This is a genomic window from Bacillus cereus group sp. BfR-BA-01492 (assembly GCF_022662815.1).
Taxonomy (GTDB): domain Bacteria; phylum Bacillota; class Bacilli; order Bacillales; family Bacillaceae_G; genus Bacillus_A; species Bacillus_A cereus_BD.
The window spans coordinates 101,737-118,649 of the sequence record NZ_JAKUEH010000009.1 but is presented as its reverse complement, the minus strand read 5'-3'; the positions used below and the strand labels follow the sequence as shown (position 1 = coordinate 118,649).

Sequence of the window (16,913 nt, the reverse complement as noted above, 5' to 3'; positions counted from 1 at the left end):
TTTTTTCTAGCTCATAGCTAATTCTGAGCCTGTTTTTTCCTTGCTCCTTTCACGTAGTACAACTGCATTTTGAATTGTCGCCGTTCCCTTATGAGCTATCCCCTTTTTCATTTACGACCTTTAACCAGTTGCTTGCACTTGATAGGTTCCGCTCTTCGCCTTTACTTGAACTATAATCTTGTGTCAAAAAACTCATCTTTTCATACCACTTCTTATTTTTAACATCAATATAAAATGATATAACTATCCTTAAATCTTCTCTCCATATTTTACTCGCGTCAAAAGCCTCTTCATTCTTTTTATGTAACGCGCGAACTATAATCAAAAAAAGAAAAATAAACAAAACTTACTCATTTTTCCTCTTTCTTCTCTATATTCGACTATATTTTAAAGAATTCTAAAATAAAATGTCTGCTCTCTTCCGTTGTCATCACTAAGTTATGGAATCAAATCCATATAGTTACGAATCATTTTTTATGTTAACATAAGTGTATATAGTATATAATAAAAGATATATATATTATACACTTGCCGATAAAGGAACTTTTCTATTATGCGGACAAGTCATGTATCGGACAAGTTCATAAATAATAGGTAAGACCTTATGATTTTAAATTTCTTCAACTGTAATTAGAAATTTAAAGGCATTGATCTCATTTTGTGAAGCTTTGTATAAAGTTTTGCATTTTTTTGCTGTTCTTACCTATATTCGGGATACTTATTCCACAAAATAAGAGTATTGTTATCGTAAAGGAGAATTGGAGATGCCAGAAACTATCACTCAAACAAAGCCTGAACAAGAATCTGTACAAATTTCTGCTAGCCAAGAACAACTAGATGTACTTGACCAGTTATTAAAACCTGAAGTGCAGCAATCATTAACTACGCTAGTAGAACAGCTTCCAAAATTAACTGAGCTTGTTAACATTTTAACTAAGTCTTATGATTTCGCACAAACTGTTGCAAATGATGAAGTATTAAAAAGCGACACTGTTGGTGCAATTCAAGAGATTGTAGAACCTGTAAAAGATACTGTAAAAACAATGGCAGCAACTGCTATTGAAGCAAAAGATCGTGCTGAAGAAAGCACTGAAGTTATCGGTCTTTTTGGTTTATTAAAGTTACTAAAAGATCCACAAGCACAAAAAATGTTCCGCTTTGTAAATGCTTATCTTCAAATTAGTGCAGAACGCAATAATAAATAATTTATCTTATAACAACAATTAGTAAAGACGGGGGATATCATACTATGTCAAAACAAATTGTCATCTTAGGCGCTGGTTATGGCGGGCTTCTTGCCGCTTTAAATGTACGCAAATATTACAGCAAATCAGAAGCACAAGTTACAGTAATTAACCAATATCCAACACACCAAATCATCACAGAACTACACCGCTTAGCAGCAGGTAATGTTTCTGAGCAAGCAATTGCAATGCCGCTTACAAAACTTTTCAAAGGAAAAGATATCGATCTTAAAATTGCAACAGTTGAATCTTTCTCAGTAGATAAAAAAGAAGTAAAACTAGTTGGAGGCACTACTTTATCTTATGATGCACTTGTAGTTGCTTTAGGAAGTAAAACTGCTTACTTCGGTATTCCAGGATTAGAAGAAAACAGCATGGTATTAAAATCTGCTGCCGATGCAAACAAAATCTTTAAACATGTGGAAGATCGCATTCGTGAATACGCAAAAACGAAAAATGAAGCTGATGCAACAATCTTAATCGGCGGTGGCGGATTAACTGGCGTTGAGCTAGTGGGTGAACTTGCTGATATTATGCCTAAACTTGCAAAAAGCTACGGCGTAAATCCAAAAGAAGTAAAATTACTTCTTGTTGAAGCAGGTCCAAAAATCCTTCCAGTATTACCAGACGATTTAATTGAACGTGCGACAACTAGCTTAGAAGCACGCGGTGTTACATTCTTAACAGGTCTTCCTGTAACGAATGTTGAAGGTAACACAATCGACTTAAAAGACGGTCAAAAGATTGTTGCGAACACATTCGTTTGGACAGGTGGCGTACAAGGTAACCCATTAATTGGCGAATCTGGTCTTGAAGTGAACCGTGGCCGTGCAACTGTTGATGACTACTTACAATCTACTTCTCATAAAAATGTATTCGTTGCTGGAGACAGCGCTGTTGTATTCGGTCCAGAAGGCCGCCCATACCCACCAACTGCACAAATCGCTTGGCAAATGGGTGAACTAATTGGATACAACTTATACGCAGCACTAGAAGGAAAAGCTCTTGAAGAGTTTAAACCAGTAAACTCTGGTACACTTGCAAGCCTAGGACGTAAAGATGCTGTTGCTATTATTGGCGCAAGCTCAACTCCACTTAAAGGCTTACCAGCATCATTAATGAAAGAAGCAAGTAACGTTCGTTACTTATCACACATTAAAGGATTATTCAGCTTAGCTTACTAATCCTTTCATGAGCCTAAATCATACCTCTTATGATTTAGGCTTTTTTATATACATAGCTTTATTCGTCATAAAAATAGAATAACCCTCCAAAATTGTCCTAATATACTGATTTTTTGTGTCGAAATTGTGTATAAAAAATAGAAGCAAGGATTATTCCTCACTCCTACTTTTCCTTTCAATACTTTTTATCATCTCAAATAAAGATGAACATGTATCTATTCACTTGATAAAGGTACATCAATAAGTGAAAGGATAACTGTCGTAACTTCTGGCTTTGCAGTAGTTTCCCATCACGCGAATGAATCACCGCTGACTATAGCGTTTCACTTTATAAATCTTCCCCAATAATTCTTACTTCTCTTTCTAACTTTACACCAAACTTCTCTTCTACTGTTTTTTGCACAAAATGAATTAAATCGATATAATCCTGTGCTGTTCCGTTATCAACATTGACCATAAATCCAGCATGTTTTGTAGAAACTTCTACACCACCGATTCTCTTTCCTTGCAGTCCAGAATCTTGAATTAACTTTCCTGCAAAGTGATTCGGTGGACGTTTGAAAACACTACCACATGAAGGATATTCTAACGGTTGCTTAGATTCTCTTTTATATGTCAGATCATCCATTTTCGCTTTAATCTCTGCGTAATTACCTTTTTCAAGCTCAAATGTACCTTCCAATATAATGTAATGATTATTAGCAAATGTGCTTTTACGATATCCAAATTCAAAGTCATCTTTTGTAAGAGTTATAAGTTCTCCCGCTTCTGTCATCGCAAGTGCCTTTGTTAATACATAGGAGATCTCACCACCATATGCACCAGCATTCATATATAAAGCACCGCCTACAGAACCAGGAATACCACATGCAAACTCAAGGCCTGTTAAAGAATGTTCTAGCGCTGCTCTTGAAACATCAATAATCGCCGCACCACTTTGTGCTATGATTGATGTTCCTTGCACAGTAATATCCGTTATATGAGTTAGGCTTAATGTAATACCACGGATGCCCCCATCTTTTATAATGACATTAGAGCCATTCCCTAAAAATGTAATGGGAATATTGTGCTCGCTTGCATATTTTACAACTTTTTGAATTTCCGTATAACTAGTAGGCATGATAAACACATCCGCCTTACCTCCGACTTTGATGTGCGTATGATTTTTCAACATTTCATCTTGCTTCACATGATTCTCTGGTAATATTTCACTTAAGTATTTATAAACCTCTTGCATATTCATGATCCGATTCCTCTATTTCTATATTCTTTTTTCCCCGCTTATGACGGGCAATCATATCCCCACTAAAAAGATATGTTAAGAAACAACATAGCGTGGTAGATAAGCTATAAACGTCTAATTGGAAATCATGCAACAGATAAAAACTCTTACTCATTAAAGCATATTTTCCCACAAAACTACTCTGTGATTATACAAGATTCCAATCTCAGTTTCATACCTTATAAATCTGTTACTTTATAAGGTGTGCCACTCATATTAAAATATATATTTCTCAATAAAGCAACCCAAATAGGTCGAAACTCCATATATTACAAATTTGTAACCTCGGTGTAATAAAGTGACACTTAAATTATTGAGGATTTTCTTCGTACATTACTAATTATGAACTTGCACCTAACTTTCTTGTTTCGATGAAGGTCGCATTGCAATAAAGTGAAACTTTAATCAGTGGGGGTTTTCTTCATCCCCCACTGATTATGAGCCCTCACCAATCGGGCTGTTACGGGCAGCCCTACTCCCACCTATCTTCCTTGCTTCTCTTTGAATCTTGAGGTGGGAGTCTTACTGCCCTAAAATAGCGGGATAAAATAACGAAATAAATAAGAAAAAGAGGATAGCTTACAAATAATATCCTCCTATTTAAGAGGCACTTTAACTTGCGGCAGTATCTTTTCAGGATGATACGGTGACATTTCTATTTCTAACACATAATTTTTTAGACTAAAATTCTTTACACCATATTCCCCATCTAGCTGAAATGTCGCTTGAAATTGTAACTTTTTCTTATTCAATACTTTCACATTACTTCCCTTTATGACATGACCAATCGGTGCAAACTCTTTATCCAAATAGGAAGAATCTATTAAATTCATCACTTCTCCATAATTGATCAATTCATCTAACGATTTATGTTTTGTATCGACATTTTGCAATTCATACTGCACGGTTAAGCGTTGTTTTTTATGCTCAATTTTATTGATAAGAATCTTTATATCACTACGAGTACTTTTGATTTCAAATGGTGTTTTTTGCGTTAATTTTTGAATGGATGTTTTTTCAGACAATTGCACATTTGGATGTAATGTAATAAAAGCCGCATCCTCTGGAATTTTCCCAAAAATCGATCGTTCATCAGATTCCACTTGATTCCCTACCTTGTTTCGTCCAAATTCCATACCTGACATTTTAAAATCGATTTCATTTCCTTTATCATCTGTTACTTTTCCAATTCTCGCTAAATCATTTTCTCCAGCAAGTGGATAAATCGCTTTGTAATCAATGGCCATAGATTGCTTACCTATTGTTACTTTCTCAAAATGAAATATATGTTCTTTATCTTTACTACTAATAGCTTGCTGAAGATGGATTTCTTTATTCTCCAATTGTTTCACTGGAATATCAAACTTCCAAACCCCTTTTGTATCTCCAATCGATGTAATTGTAATCGGTAATGTTGTATGTTTAGGGAGCTCTTTTTCTGGATAATCAATGTGAATATTTCCGAACCAACCATCTTTTGTGATTCTTCCATCAAATGAAGCTGAACTTCCCCATTTTTGACTTCCATCAACAAGTTTAAAATCATAATAAAAACGATTTGCAGGAGTATCACTTATCTTCACTTGTTCGGGATTATCTACCTGAAATGTAATGCCAATTCTATCACCATCATAATACACACTATTCATCGTTACGCTAATTCCGTTGCTCACTGCTTGTTCATGTAACTCTGTTATTAATTTACTTTCTGATAAATTTTCTCCAATTGAATCATGAAAATACGAATATACTTTTCCGATAATCGGCACTTCTGCTAGGACACGACTCATTTGCGGAAAAACAAACCCAGACCCTAATACTCCTATACAGATTGATGCTGCTGTTAAAAGCATAATTTTTCTCTTTTTATACTTCTTTTTCATCGGCCTGTCCTTCTTCGCTCTTGCAATTCCCTGTTTAATCACCATTCTCATTTCTTCCTCAGGAACATCAATTTGATTTATTTCGTCATGAAACCACTGTTTATCCAATTCTCCTCACTCCCTCCTAGTTGTTTTTTTAAAGATTTTCTTCCGCGATGTAAGTATGTTTTAACAGTTCCCTCAGGGATATTCATTTGCCAAGCAATTTTATTTATTGAAAAATAATAATAATAATATAAAATGATTACTGTCTGATAATTTTCATCTAACTTTTGAATTGCCTCCTGCAAATCAATTTGTTGTTCAACTTGCTGTAACGTATTTGATACTTGAATGTATGTGTCTACAGCTTTTCCTTCATCCATTTCCTTTATTTTTTTCTTCTCACCTAGCAATCGGTAAGCATTATGTATAAGAATACGCGTGAGCCATGTTAAAAAATAGTTTGGTTTCTTTAATTGTTCGATAGACAAATACGCCTTATATACAGTCTCTTGTACAACGTCTAGCGCATCTTCTTTATTCCCTACATATAAGTAAGCGGTGCGATATAGCTGATCTTGATATAAACGAATCAACTGTTTAAAGGCCTCATCATTACCTTTTTTTGCTTTTTTCACTAATTTTATCTCATCCATCGTATCCCTCCTTTCATTGTATTAGATACGCTGAACTACTATTTGGTTTCAAAAAATAATATTTTTATTCCACAACAAAAGCACATCCACTAGGATGTGCTTTTGTTCTTCATGATTGATTGTCTTCTTTTTCCTTATCAAACCATAATAACTCATCGTCATCAACGTCACCGTTATAATTAATCAATATCTCTTCCCCTGCTTTTATATCTGTATAAGCATAGAAATCGAATGTATGATTGTCAAAATTGATTTCGTATGTGGCATTCGGACGATACGCATGGTTAAACAGCATACCGTACCCTAATAGAATCGCTGAATGATTTATCCCATACTCAAATGCATAATCGGCAAGTAACGTTTTTTCAATAAATATATGTTCTTCGTTTGGATAAGAAATAACTGGCGCTTCATGCAATAGCTCACCTTTTTTTATATCACGTGTTGCAAATACCCCTCGATTAAATTCCCCACTACTAAGTGCAGATGTCTTAATTTCAATCATATTATTCACCTATATATTTCTTTCTCTACAATATTTTCTTACCTTAAGCTTGACAGATAAAGACGAGAAAAGCAATTCATTTTATATAAAAGATAAAGTGAAACTTTAATCCATTGTTTTTTTCATTTCTCCCTGATGATTCTCCTTCATCAATCAAGCTTTTTATAGATAGCCGAATACCTACTTAACTTCCTTGTTTTCTCTGAATCTTGAGGTAAAAATCCTACTATCCAAAAATAGAGAAATAAAAAAGAGCATAAATCATATGCTCCTAAAAAAACTTTATTTTTCGAGAATTGACTCTAATACTTTCACTTGATTTGTTGTATTCTGTAATGTATATATAGACGCTTCATTACGTCCTTTTTCCTCTTCAACACTTGCTAATACCTCTTCCGTCGCTAAAGAAGTTTGCTGAATTACGCTAGAAGCGTATGTAATATCTTGTACGATATTTGTTGTTTTCACTTGGAAGTTTTCTTGATACTCTTCAACCTCTTGCATCAAATCATTAATAGCATGAATAAAATTCCCAAGGTTGTTCACATTGTTTAAAACACTTGATAACATTTCATTGCATTCTTCTTGTATTCTTTCTGACTTCTCTACCTGATCCTCTACCTTATTTACTTGCTGACTAAACTCTTTCAAAATCTTTTGAATACTCCCTGCTGAATGATTGGATTCCTCAGCAAGTTTTAAAACTTCATTTGCCACAATAGCAAAGCCTTTTCCATGCTCCCCAGCCCTTGCAGCCTCAATATTGGCATTTAAAGCTAATAAACTCGTCTGTTTAGAAATATTCGTTATCATATCAACAATTTCATTAATATTTTTCGATTGTACCATCAATTCCTTAAAGACGACTCCCGATTGTGTCATAACTTCATTTAAACTTCTCATATTCTTAGCAAAACCTTTTAAAGTATGTACACTTATCTTTGAAATTTCTAAACTTTCATCAACACTTATGGAAACATCTCTCACTTGTTGAATGATTTGTTCGATGCTTCTCTCGATATCATGCAATACTTTAACAGAACGCGACATCATTTCTGATTGCGATTGGGTACCAACTGTTACTTCTTCAAAAGCTTCATTCATTTCACTCATCGATTCCATCGATGTATTCATGTTTTCTTTTAATTTATTAAAATTCTCATTTAACTTTATGACAGTCTCTTCAATAAGCTTTTGCGTTTCTTCTAAATCTTGCGCCTTTCGCATCACTTCCTGCTTCTCATTATACAAACGAGAAAGAAGGCTCTTTCCTATTTTTGTTACCCCCCACATAGCAATCGTCGTAACTGCTAGAAGGCCTGCAAAATTCACTGATTCTGCAGCTGTTGTGTAAGTAAAAAAGTACTCCGGCCAATATCTACATAGTAAAAATGTTGTAGTCACAGCTGTTCCGCCAAGAATGAGAACAAGGCGTTCATTTAAATAAATTAACGAAACTACCAATGTAAAGTTCACCATTTGAAATACAGATGGACTATCATTGAAAGCTTGTACCATGATATAGGACATCACAAGTAACATGAAAGTCATGATATACTTATACAAAGAATCCATGCTTCTCATAAAAGTAAATAATGTACCAAATAGCATTAAACAGAATCCGCAAATCCAAAATGGAATCGCTCTAGTGGTAAATATGTAACCATAATAACTAATCGCAGCTGTTCCAAGAAGAAGACTACAAACTGTAATAAAAAGCAATAAATGATTCCTTTGTGTTTCTTTTTCAAGGTTAGAAAAACATGTTTTATTTAGCCATTCCATTTACTAGACTAAGCCCCTCTTTCTTATTTCAATTTGAACACAACACTCACTACGTTGTGTTCACGACACGTATCCTACAGATAGGTATAAAACATTTTATCACAATAACACCTTATATTATTATATTTATTTTAATGAATATTTATGTTCATTGTCCTTTCCACTCGAGATGAAAAAAATCTATGCGTACTTATTGGAAATCACCAAAATATTTAGTACACTAGTAAATGGAATGAATACGGCGATGGAGTTCGCCATAACCGCTGCTTAGCTAATGACTCCTACCAGGATACACACTGGTAGGGGTCTATTTTTTTTGAACAAACTAAGAGAGAGGTGAAGAAAATGGTCTATCTTATTGTTGGGTTAGCTGGGGTATTAGGTGCTCTTTCACGATATTATTTAGGACTAAGTATTGATGTATTGTGGCATCATTCCTTTCCACTTGCTACACTATTTATTAATTTGATTGGATGCTTTTTATTAAGCTGGATTACCACTTATATTTCTCGTCTAAACATTTTTCCTTCAGAGGTCGTTACGGGGATTGGAACAGGATTTGTAGGATCTTTTACTACATTTTCTACCTTTAGTGTCGAGACAATGAAATTAATCAACCAATCAGCATGGTCGATTGCTATCGTATATGTACTCTGCAGCATATTCGGTGGGCTTTTCATGTCTAGTATGGGATACAAATTAGGAACTGTCTTATTCACAAAGCGCGCCGCTATAACGAAAAAGGGGGACTAAACAATGCCAGAATATCATGCATTACTCGTCGCTATCGGCGGCTTCTTCGGTGCGATTACACGCTTTTATATAAACAATTGGTTTAAGAAAAGAACTAAAACATCTTTCCCACTTGCCACATTCCTTATCAATATAACAGGCGCTTTCTTGCTCGGATTCATCGTCGGAAAAGGCATCGATAAAAGTTGGCAATTGCTGCTAGGAACAGGCTTCATGGGAGCTTTCACTACATTTTCTACTTTTAAATTAGAATCCATTCAGCTTTTTACAAATAAGAAGTGTGGAACTGGGTTCTTGTACATAGGAGCAACCTATACCATCGGAATCGTACTTGCATGTATCGGAATCAAAATAGGTAGTTCATAAAAATAAAAGGGGTGGTAACAACTACCATCCCTTTTCCTTTCTATTCCTTCTTATGATTCTCTACTTTTTCAAGCAATCGTTCTTTTCTTATTTTAGAACGATCTATATATTCATCTGAAAACTCTGTAGCATATGTTCCTCGATACTTCTTAGGAGAGGTCAGCACATGCTCTTCTTCCTGCAAAACCATTCTCTTCATATATATGTGGAAGAACACTTCTACTATGCCAATCAGAAGTGCTGCCCAAAACGAAGATGCAGTAAGACTCCGAGTTGCATCAATACCTGTAAGAAGATATGCTAATACCCAAATTCCGAAAAAACTTAAACCGAAATCAACAATAGTGGCAACTGTGTTTCCATACTTAGATAGAACAAATAAATCTCCAATTACATAGGCTGCTCCTGTAATGACTAATGAGATAAACAAAACTCTAGGAACTGAAACCTCCCAGAAAATACCTAGTACCATAAGCAATACAGCACTAATTGCCATATACTTAATCAATAAAGCAACAATATGTTTCATTGATTATCCTCCATTTTGAGCTTCCATATGGAATCGATTTTCACCCAGTACTAGATTGTGTTGATTTCATAAAAACATACAGGAAATTACAACCATCACATTATCTGATTTATTCTGCTATTTTAAGGCAGTAACAGCCCGATTCGTAAAACTTTATTTATATCAAACAGCTTCCTTATCCTTACAGCTGATTGTAGTATAATTTGCTTGTTATTTTATCCAATTGGTGTTCCATTTGGAACTAGCTCATCAGGTTTTAAAAGCACAACATCCCCTTCTTCCGGAACACCACCTATTATTAACACCTCTGATTTAAATCCCGCAATTCGTCTTGGTGGAAAGTTCACAACTCCAATGACCTGTCTACCAATTAACTCTTCCGGCTCATATCTTTTCGTAATTTGGGCTGAAGATTGTTTCATCCCCACTTCTTCTCCAAAATCAACTTTTAATTTTATCGCAGGCTTCCGCGCTTCTGGAAATGGCTTTGCTTCTACAATCGTTCCGATGCGGATATCTAATTTCATAAAATCTTCAATCGTTGCCATATATATTACCCCCATTTTTTGAAATACTTACCTACATTTTAGACAAATAAAATAAAAGATGTTTCACCAAAAATCAGCTGTTTTTATCTATATGTCATATATTCGTTACAACTTCCCGATCACCTTTGCGATATTGACTCGGTGACATCCCCTCATACTTTTGGAACAAACGAGTTAAAGAAGACTGATGCTCTAATCCAACTTGTATGGCAATATGTAAGATAGATAAATTTGTATTTATCATATCAAAAAAATAGTGCAAACCAATCGCACGGTCTGCACTACTTTTTTAATGTTTTTTTAAATCTCTCAAATTCGATATATATAAAGCGATTATTAAAATAAGAATTGATCCAGCATATAATAACGTTTCAAATGGTTCTTCATGAGAAACAATAATTAAGCGAATAAGTGCTGTAATTCCTATATAAATAAAATAACGTAACGGAAAATGATAATTTGATTTAAAATACTTAATAATTAACGCAATGAACTCGAAATATAAAAAGTACACAATAATGCTTTCAACAAGCTTATACGATGTAAATTTTTTGGCTGAAAATATGTACTGTATAAACGTAATTGTTTCATTCACTAAAAAGATAGCTAAAACAATGGATAATATAATAAGTGCAATGTTTAAAATCCATTGTAAAATACCTGCGATAAAGTGATCGATATTAAATAATTTCATTTCCTTTAAAACTCCTCTTCCTATTCATACTTATATATTATAGTAAAATTATATTCTACGGAAGTTGAAGCTGTATTTCTTACCTTTTTATTGATCAGATCACATTTTCCCCATTGTAAATGAAATAGCCAACTCGATTATTTTCTCACGACTGTATCCTTTTCCGAATCGTAGCGATAACGAATAAAATAACTGGTATTACAATTTGGAGTGGAATATGTAGAAAGATTGGAATCGTCTTCAGTCCAATTTCTTCATGCTCCATATAATTCGTCGCAACCATAATTGATAACAGGACTACTACTGCACCAAACACAACAACTATAGAACGATAGCTTTTCAATCTAAACAATTGAGCAGTTCCTACTGCGGCACCATATAAAAACGATCCCACTTTAAAAAATCCACCGACCATCATTGTTATAATGATAGCTGCATCCATTCGTTCAATTAGATTTCCAATAGATGCTATCCTCACGATTGTAAGCAGTGGATATGTTTTCATACTAATTAAATTGGGTCCTAGAACGGAAAGAATACTGATCATATTTACAGTTAATAAAATTCCCGCTACAAGGACCACCACCATCCCTAATTTCTTTGCCTCTCTCGGATCATGTAATGCCGGCCAAAACATCATAAACAATACCATTTCACCGAATGGAAATGTGATGGTAAGAGGAAAGGCTGCCTTCCATACTGGTCCGAACCCTTTTTCTAGTACAGGTGTGAGCTGTTCTACATCAACAACTTGAGAGCTGTATACAATAGCCCATGTTAATATCGCAATAAGAAACAGAAAAGGAAAGAATATCTCCCCCATACGTCCGAATACTTCAAGTCCACCATATAAACAATACACAATAACAACTATAAAACTGCCGATAACGATAATAAGAGGCGTTTTCGGCAAGAAGGTTCCCGTTATAAGTTCACCGAAATCTCTCAATACTCGTGCGGCTATATACACAAAATAAAGAATATAGATTACACTCAAAGGGTAACCGATAAACTTGCCCACAATTTTAGGAATCATTTGTGTAAGGGTATCTCCTGAGTAGTACTCGAATAATTTTGTATATATCCACATTAAAACGAGACCACAGAACATGCCGACTAGAATGACTAACCAAGCATCTTGTTTCGCTTCTACCCCTAATCCATAAATCACTGTACTTCCCACTTCGAAAGCCATCATAATATAAAAAAGTTGCATAAATCCTATTTTTTCCTGCCTCATATCTTTTTCTCCTTTGCCTAAGGAACATACGATATTATTCTTTCATGGTATAAGACCTCTTTTTTCTAATGAAAGTGATAAGTAACAGCACTGTCGGAATAAGCGTCATCATGCACGGTATATAAAAAGGAGAAATATTCCCTAAAAATTGAGTCATTTCCTGCCCGCTAGAAAATGCCCATATACCAAATAGTATGACAAGAAAACCAAGCGGAAACACTATGGGACGGTAGTCAGACAGATGCAGCCATTGAGCAGTTCCGAGAACAAGTACATAATAGAATACGGAAATTTTGATGAACACTCCCAACACCCAAAGAATAATCACAATTGACTCAAGATGTTCAAAAAAAGTAGCAACACTAATGTATCGAAAAGCAGTAAACACTGGATATATATGACTAATTACTGTTCCTCCAAACAGCAAAACTCCAATTACATTAGCATAAAGCAGAATGAACATAGCGACAAACACCGAAATCATCCCCCACTTTCTCCCTTTTTCACGATCCGTTACAAAAGGAAGTAGCATAGAGATAAGAGAAATTTCACTGAACCAAGCCTGCGGTACAGTGGAACCAAGGATTGAAGGCAGCATACCATGCTCCATAACCGGAAACATATTCTCTATTTTTAAGTCAGGTATAAGTAGGAAAAAAAGGACAGGTGGAAGTAAAAATAGCGGAACGAACAGTTGAGATGCCCTTCCTAATACTTCTATACCACCTCGAACTGCAAACCCACAAATTAGAACCATGCTTCCAATCACTACAATGATTGGAGTCTTAGGTAAAAAAGAACCAATAACGAAATCTGCGTACTCCCTAGTTATGATGCCGCATATATGCAAAATAAAGAACAGATAGACAAGCCCAAGGATCTTCCCTGGGATCCGGCCGACGATATATTTACTATATTGTATAATCGATTCCTCTGGATAACGCTTATGCAATTGATATACGACAAATACAGTAAAAAAACCATTGAGGGACGCCCAAATTGGTGAAATCCACATATCGCGCTCTGCGTACTCACTTGTAATGGCTGGAACAATAAGAACAGCCGTTGCAATGATTGTTGGTATGATGATAAGCGCCATCTGAAACGCAGAAATTTTCCCTTTCTCGACCATTTTCTTGTCTCCTTTTTGTCCTACTTTTTCTCAAGCAGTTTACCAAGCGGTTTAAAAAGCTCCTCAACCATTTGCGTAGGCCCTAACATGTCCGGAAAAAACAAAAGAAGAATAGCGAGCAAGTATCCGATCGCTGTTAAGGTGATAAAGGCCACTTTCTCCTTTTTCTGATCCCGATTCATTTTTGGCCACTCATATAAGGCAATGACAGCCATGCACACTGTTATTCCTGCTATTGTTAGCCATTTCATTTCTTTTCGACCTCTTTTTCTTTCACTCCCACTGGTGTGGTAGACAAACCAGGTCGGCGTACGCGCGTTTTAATAACAATCTTCACATCCACTTGCGGAAGGAGCTTATCCCAACGATGTTTAACTTTCTCCCATTCTTTTGGATATTTGCGGTGAAACGCATCTGCAAAACCAAACGCGTCCGCATTCATTCCCTTCTTCACTTGTTTCAAGGCTAGGTTCATGTACTGTTTAATATCTTTTTCTAACTCTTTTTCTACCTTCTTCACAATTTTGGGGCTCATAATGTCAAGATGGCTTCCATTTTGTACAATTGTACCTTCTGACTGAACTCTCGCTACAATCTTCCACTTTCCATTCTCAATAGTAGGAAGAAGCTTTGTCTTTTGACGAACTGGATCTAACGAGATGGATTCTCCTTTTTTGGGATTTACTGTCACCACACTCTCTTGAATTTCATTTCGTAACCATAATATCCCTCTAGTTACCTTCGTATTCATTCGACCGATCATTTTATCTTTCTTAAAAACAGCTGTGCCAACTACAGTAGCCATCGTTTCATCTTTGTTTTTTCGGGATACTGGTGGTAGCTTTTTAATCAAAGGTAGTAGAGCCACTCCTGCCTCACTTATTAACATCTGTTCAAAATCTATCACTGTCACATTTATACCGATATGTAGCTCTGATAGCTTTCGGAGCGCTTCTCCCACGTATGACTCTAAAGGTGGCTGTAACTTCAGAAGATCGATTGCTTCTCCATCACTAACGAACAAATAAGCTCGTTCCCGAGGTTCTGGGTGGCGAAGTAAAAAGTCAATTTGCTTATGAATATCCCCTTCTTTAGCAAACTTTTTACTGAAAATATATATTTTACAGTGCCCCCAAAAGAGCTTACGTGGAAATTTCGCTTGAAGCTTTGACGCAGCATCCGCCATATTTTCTCCAATCGCAGACCTTACCAAAATTTGAGAGCCTCCACCACTTCCTCCCCCGGCCTCGGACTGTCCTCCGTTCACAGCCCGAGGCACCAAAATTTGAACGGTAAGCCTAATGTTTTTCCCTTTTTCTTTATCAATGCCAGTCCCTAACACTAGCGCCGTGTCATTCACTTCTCTTCTGTCCCAACAACCAGAAAGTAAGACACTAGCTAACAAAAAGAGAAGAATGAGAAACCTGTTTATGATGTTCCGAGATAAGAGATTCATACTTGTTCACACCCTTCTCGTCATATCTTTGCTCTATGAATCGTCTCCTTCGCTTGGATTTGGTTTTTGACCAAAGGCCTGTCGGTAACGATTGAATTCATTAGTTAAATGGGGACGTGTATTCATCTTCCACCACGGAGCTCGAATCAAAGTGTCTTTCAGCTCATGTGTCTTCATCGGAGCGATTGGTGTAAGGTATGGAATACCAAAAGAACGCAATGTACATAAGTGAACGACGATGGCAATCACTCCAAGCATCACCCCAAGTAATCCTAGAGAACCGGCAAGAAACATAATTGGAAAGCGCAGCATCCGCAACGCAATCCCTTGTGTATAATGCGGTACCATAAAAGAGGAAATACCTGTAATCGCAACAACGATAACCATCGGAGCGGAAACCAATCCAGCTTGAACAGCAGCTTGACCAATAACTAAAGCTCCAACAATACTAACAGCAGCGCCTACCTGTTTTGGAAGCCGAACCCCCGCTTCACGTAGTGCTTCAAATGTAATCTCCATCATTAATGCTTCTATAAGAGCTGGAAAAGGAACCGTTTCCCGCGAAGATGCCATACTGATTAGCAAAGGTGTCGGCACCATTTCCTGATGATACGTTAATACAGCTACATAGATAGAAGGCAAAACAAGAGAAAATATCATAAACACAAAGCGCAACAGACGAATGGCTGAACTAATTAAGAAACGTTGGTAATAATCTTCAGGCGATTGAAGTAGGGAAAAGAAACTAATCGGAGCAATTAAGACAAAAGGTGTACCATCCACCAGAATCACCACACGTCCCTCTAAGAGATTCGCAGCAGCTACATCCGGCCGTTCTGTATTAATAAGTTGCGGAAAGGGTGAATAAGGATTATCTTCAATCAATTCCTCGATATAACCACTTTCTAATATGCTATCTATGTCAATGCGCCGCAATCGGCTTTCGACTTCCTCAATTAGTGATTCATTCGCAAGTCCTTCTATATAAGCAAGTACAACCGAAGTATCCGTATAGCGACCGGTTTGTATTAATTTCATCTTGAAATCCGGGCTTTTGATTCTTCTGCGAAGTAAGGAGGTGTTAACTGACAACGTTTCCACAAAACCTTCACGCGGTCCTCGTACGACATTCTCAGCCACCGGTTCTTCAATCGAACGCTTTTCCCATTTCTCGAGCCCTAACGCAAGCCCCGACATTTCCTGGTGCACGAGAAGTACAGGGTGTCCGCTGGAGATATTCTCTATACAATCTGTAAATGTCCTGACTTCTTTCGTCTTTGAAAGATGGATCTGTTTTTCTAACACTTCCAGTGGACTAAGCCTGTTCCCCTCTGCTTCCGACATAAGCGGAGAGAGCACATGAGTATGAATCTCCTCAACATTAGATAATCCTTCTACATAAATAAGAACTGCTCTCGTTTGTCCACGAATCAAAAACATACGAAAAACCACATCAAAACAATCCTGATACATAGAGCGAAGAATCTCTAAATTTTCATCTAGATCCGAGGAAAGTAAAACTTGTTGTTGCTGATCAACCTTTTTTTGATTCTTTCGAAAGAACATGAACAGCTCCTTTCTTTTATTCAATGTTGCATGAAAACTACCCTTATCTTGCGATATATCTAGAAAATCTATCCAATATAATTAAAAAATTCTTCAATTTATTTATGA

At 36.2% G+C, this 16,913-nt stretch carries 19 protein-coding genes, 1 pseudogene and 1 riboswitch; of the genes and pseudogenes, 4 read left to right on the top strand and 16 right to left on the bottom strand.

All coding sequences use genetic code 11. The annotated features are described in order from the left end of the window. Positions 1-6 precede the first annotated feature (6 nt). Together MR063_RS22175 and MR063_RS22170 are read right to left on the bottom strand one after the other, a co-directional pair. Positions 7-105: pseudogene (locus tag MR063_RS22175) on the bottom strand (thioester domain-containing protein); the annotation flags it as partial. Continuing rightward, complete coding sequence (locus MR063_RS22170; protein WP_396021839.1) at positions 89-325, bottom strand: hypothetical protein; 237 nt, start codon at positions 323-325, stop codon at positions 89-91. The gene MR063_RS22170 and the pseudogene MR063_RS22175, both read right to left, overlap by 17 nt. Before the next feature lie 439 nt (positions 326-764). Here MR063_RS22170 and MR063_RS13115 point away from each other — a divergent pair, with 439 nt between their 5' ends. Further along, the gene (locus MR063_RS13115) at positions 765-1,205 is read left to right on the top strand and encodes a DUF1641 domain-containing protein (RefSeq protein ID WP_242143954.1); all 441 of its coding nucleotides are present in this window, start codon (positions 765-767) and stop codon (positions 1,203-1,205) included. 44 nt (positions 1,206-1,249) lie between these two features. Next, positions 1,250-2,428, top strand: a complete 1,179-nt coding sequence (locus MR063_RS13110; RefSeq protein ID WP_242143952.1) for an NAD(P)/FAD-dependent oxidoreductase — start codon at positions 1,250-1,252, stop codon at positions 2,426-2,428. Between the two features lie 328 nt (positions 2,429-2,756). On the opposite strand, the gene murB is transcribed toward MR063_RS13110, so the two are convergent. The 5 genes from murB to MR063_RS13085 form a co-directional block, all read right to left on the bottom strand. Further along, positions 2,757-3,671, bottom strand: coding sequence for a UDP-N-acetylmuramate dehydrogenase (gene murB / locus MR063_RS13105; protein WP_242143940.1), 915 nt, complete (start codon positions 3,669-3,671; stop codon positions 2,757-2,759). Positions 3,672-4,306: 635 nt separating this feature from the next. Continuing rightward, positions 4,307-5,701 carry a DUF4179 domain-containing protein gene (locus MR063_RS13100; protein ID WP_242198355.1) on the bottom strand — a complete coding sequence of 465 codons (1,395 nt, stop codon included), beginning with the start codon at positions 5,699-5,701 and terminating at the stop codon, positions 4,307-4,309. Continuing rightward, a complete protein-coding gene (locus MR063_RS13095; protein ID WP_242198353.1) occupies positions 5,671-6,231 on the bottom strand; it encodes a sigma-70 family RNA polymerase sigma factor in 561 nt (186 codons plus the stop codon). Before MR063_RS13095 ends, MR063_RS13100 begins: the two co-directional genes overlap by 31 nt. 109 nt (positions 6,232-6,340) lie before the next feature. Then, a complete protein-coding gene (locus MR063_RS13090) occupies positions 6,341-6,736 on the bottom strand; it encodes an SET domain-containing protein (protein ID WP_242198351.1) in 396 nt (131 codons plus the stop codon). Positions 6,737-7,018: 282 nt separating this feature from the next. Then, positions 7,019-8,521: a DUF4077 domain-containing protein gene (locus MR063_RS13085; protein ID WP_242198349.1), complete on the bottom strand. Its 1,503-nt coding sequence runs from the start codon at positions 8,519-8,521 to the stop codon at positions 7,019-7,021. Positions 8,522-8,752: 231 nt separating this feature from the next. Further along, positions 8,753-8,812: riboswitch (Fluoride riboswitch) on the top strand. A gap of 54 nt (positions 8,813-8,866) precedes the next feature. Between MR063_RS13085 and crcB (MR063_RS13080) the strand changes: the two genes are divergently transcribed. Together crcB (MR063_RS13080) and crcB (MR063_RS13075) are read left to right on the top strand one after the other, a co-directional pair. Continuing rightward, positions 8,867-9,274 carry a fluoride efflux transporter CrcB gene (gene crcB / locus MR063_RS13080; RefSeq protein ID WP_242198347.1) on the top strand — a complete coding sequence of 136 codons (408 nt, stop codon included), beginning with the start codon at positions 8,867-8,869 and terminating at the stop codon, positions 9,272-9,274. A gap of 3 nt (positions 9,275-9,277) precedes the next feature. Next, positions 9,278-9,640 carry a fluoride efflux transporter CrcB gene (gene crcB, locus MR063_RS13075; RefSeq protein ID WP_242198345.1) on the top strand — a complete coding sequence of 121 codons (363 nt, stop codon included), beginning with the start codon at positions 9,278-9,280 and terminating at the stop codon, positions 9,638-9,640. A gap of 40 nt (positions 9,641-9,680) precedes the next feature. Here crcB (MR063_RS13075) and MR063_RS13070 read toward each other — a convergent pair whose 3' ends face one another. The 9 genes from MR063_RS13070 to MR063_RS13030 form a co-directional block, all read right to left on the bottom strand. Beyond that, positions 9,681-10,169: a YndM family protein gene (locus MR063_RS13070; protein ID WP_242198343.1), complete on the bottom strand. Its 489-nt coding sequence runs from the start codon at positions 10,167-10,169 to the stop codon at positions 9,681-9,683. A gap of 215 nt (positions 10,170-10,384) precedes the next feature. Beyond that, positions 10,385-10,717 (bottom strand): chaperone CsaA, encoded by a 333-nt coding sequence (csaA, locus tag MR063_RS13065; RefSeq protein ID WP_242198341.1) that lies wholly within the window; start codon positions 10,715-10,717, stop codon positions 10,385-10,387. A gap of 94 nt (positions 10,718-10,811) precedes the next feature. Continuing rightward, positions 10,812-10,961, bottom strand: a complete 150-nt coding sequence (locus MR063_RS13060) for an AraC family transcriptional regulator (protein ID WP_242198339.1) — start codon at positions 10,959-10,961, stop codon at positions 10,812-10,814. A 45-nt stretch (positions 10,962-11,006) separates the two neighbouring features. Beyond that, positions 11,007-11,411, bottom strand: a complete 405-nt coding sequence (psiE, locus tag MR063_RS13055) for a phosphate-starvation-inducible protein PsiE (RefSeq protein ID WP_242198337.1) — start codon at positions 11,409-11,411, stop codon at positions 11,007-11,009. Positions 11,412-11,556: 145 nt separating this feature from the next. Further along, positions 11,557-12,651 carry a GerAB/ArcD/ProY family transporter gene (locus MR063_RS13050; RefSeq protein ID WP_242198335.1) on the bottom strand — a complete coding sequence of 365 codons (1,095 nt, stop codon included), beginning with the start codon at positions 12,649-12,651 and terminating at the stop codon, positions 11,557-11,559. 34 nt (positions 12,652-12,685) lie between these two features. Further along, positions 12,686-13,783 (bottom strand): GerAB/ArcD/ProY family transporter, encoded by a 1,098-nt coding sequence (locus MR063_RS13045; RefSeq protein WP_242198333.1) that lies wholly within the window; start codon positions 13,781-13,783, stop codon positions 12,686-12,688. Positions 13,784-13,803: 20 nt separating this feature from the next. Continuing rightward, positions 13,804-14,034, bottom strand: coding sequence for a hypothetical protein (locus tag MR063_RS13040; protein ID WP_242143927.1), 231 nt, complete (start codon positions 14,032-14,034; stop codon positions 13,804-13,806). Beyond that, positions 14,031-15,239 (bottom strand): Ger(x)C family spore germination protein, encoded by a 1,209-nt coding sequence (locus MR063_RS13035; RefSeq protein WP_242198331.1) that lies wholly within the window; start codon positions 15,237-15,239, stop codon positions 14,031-14,033. The genes MR063_RS13040 and MR063_RS13035 overlap by 4 nt, the downstream gene beginning before the upstream one ends. 33 nt (positions 15,240-15,272) lie before the next feature. Then, positions 15,273-16,805: a spore germination protein gene (locus tag MR063_RS13030; protein WP_242198329.1), complete on the bottom strand. Its 1,533-nt coding sequence runs from the start codon at positions 16,803-16,805 to the stop codon at positions 15,273-15,275. Positions 16,806-16,913: the final 108 nt, after the last annotated feature.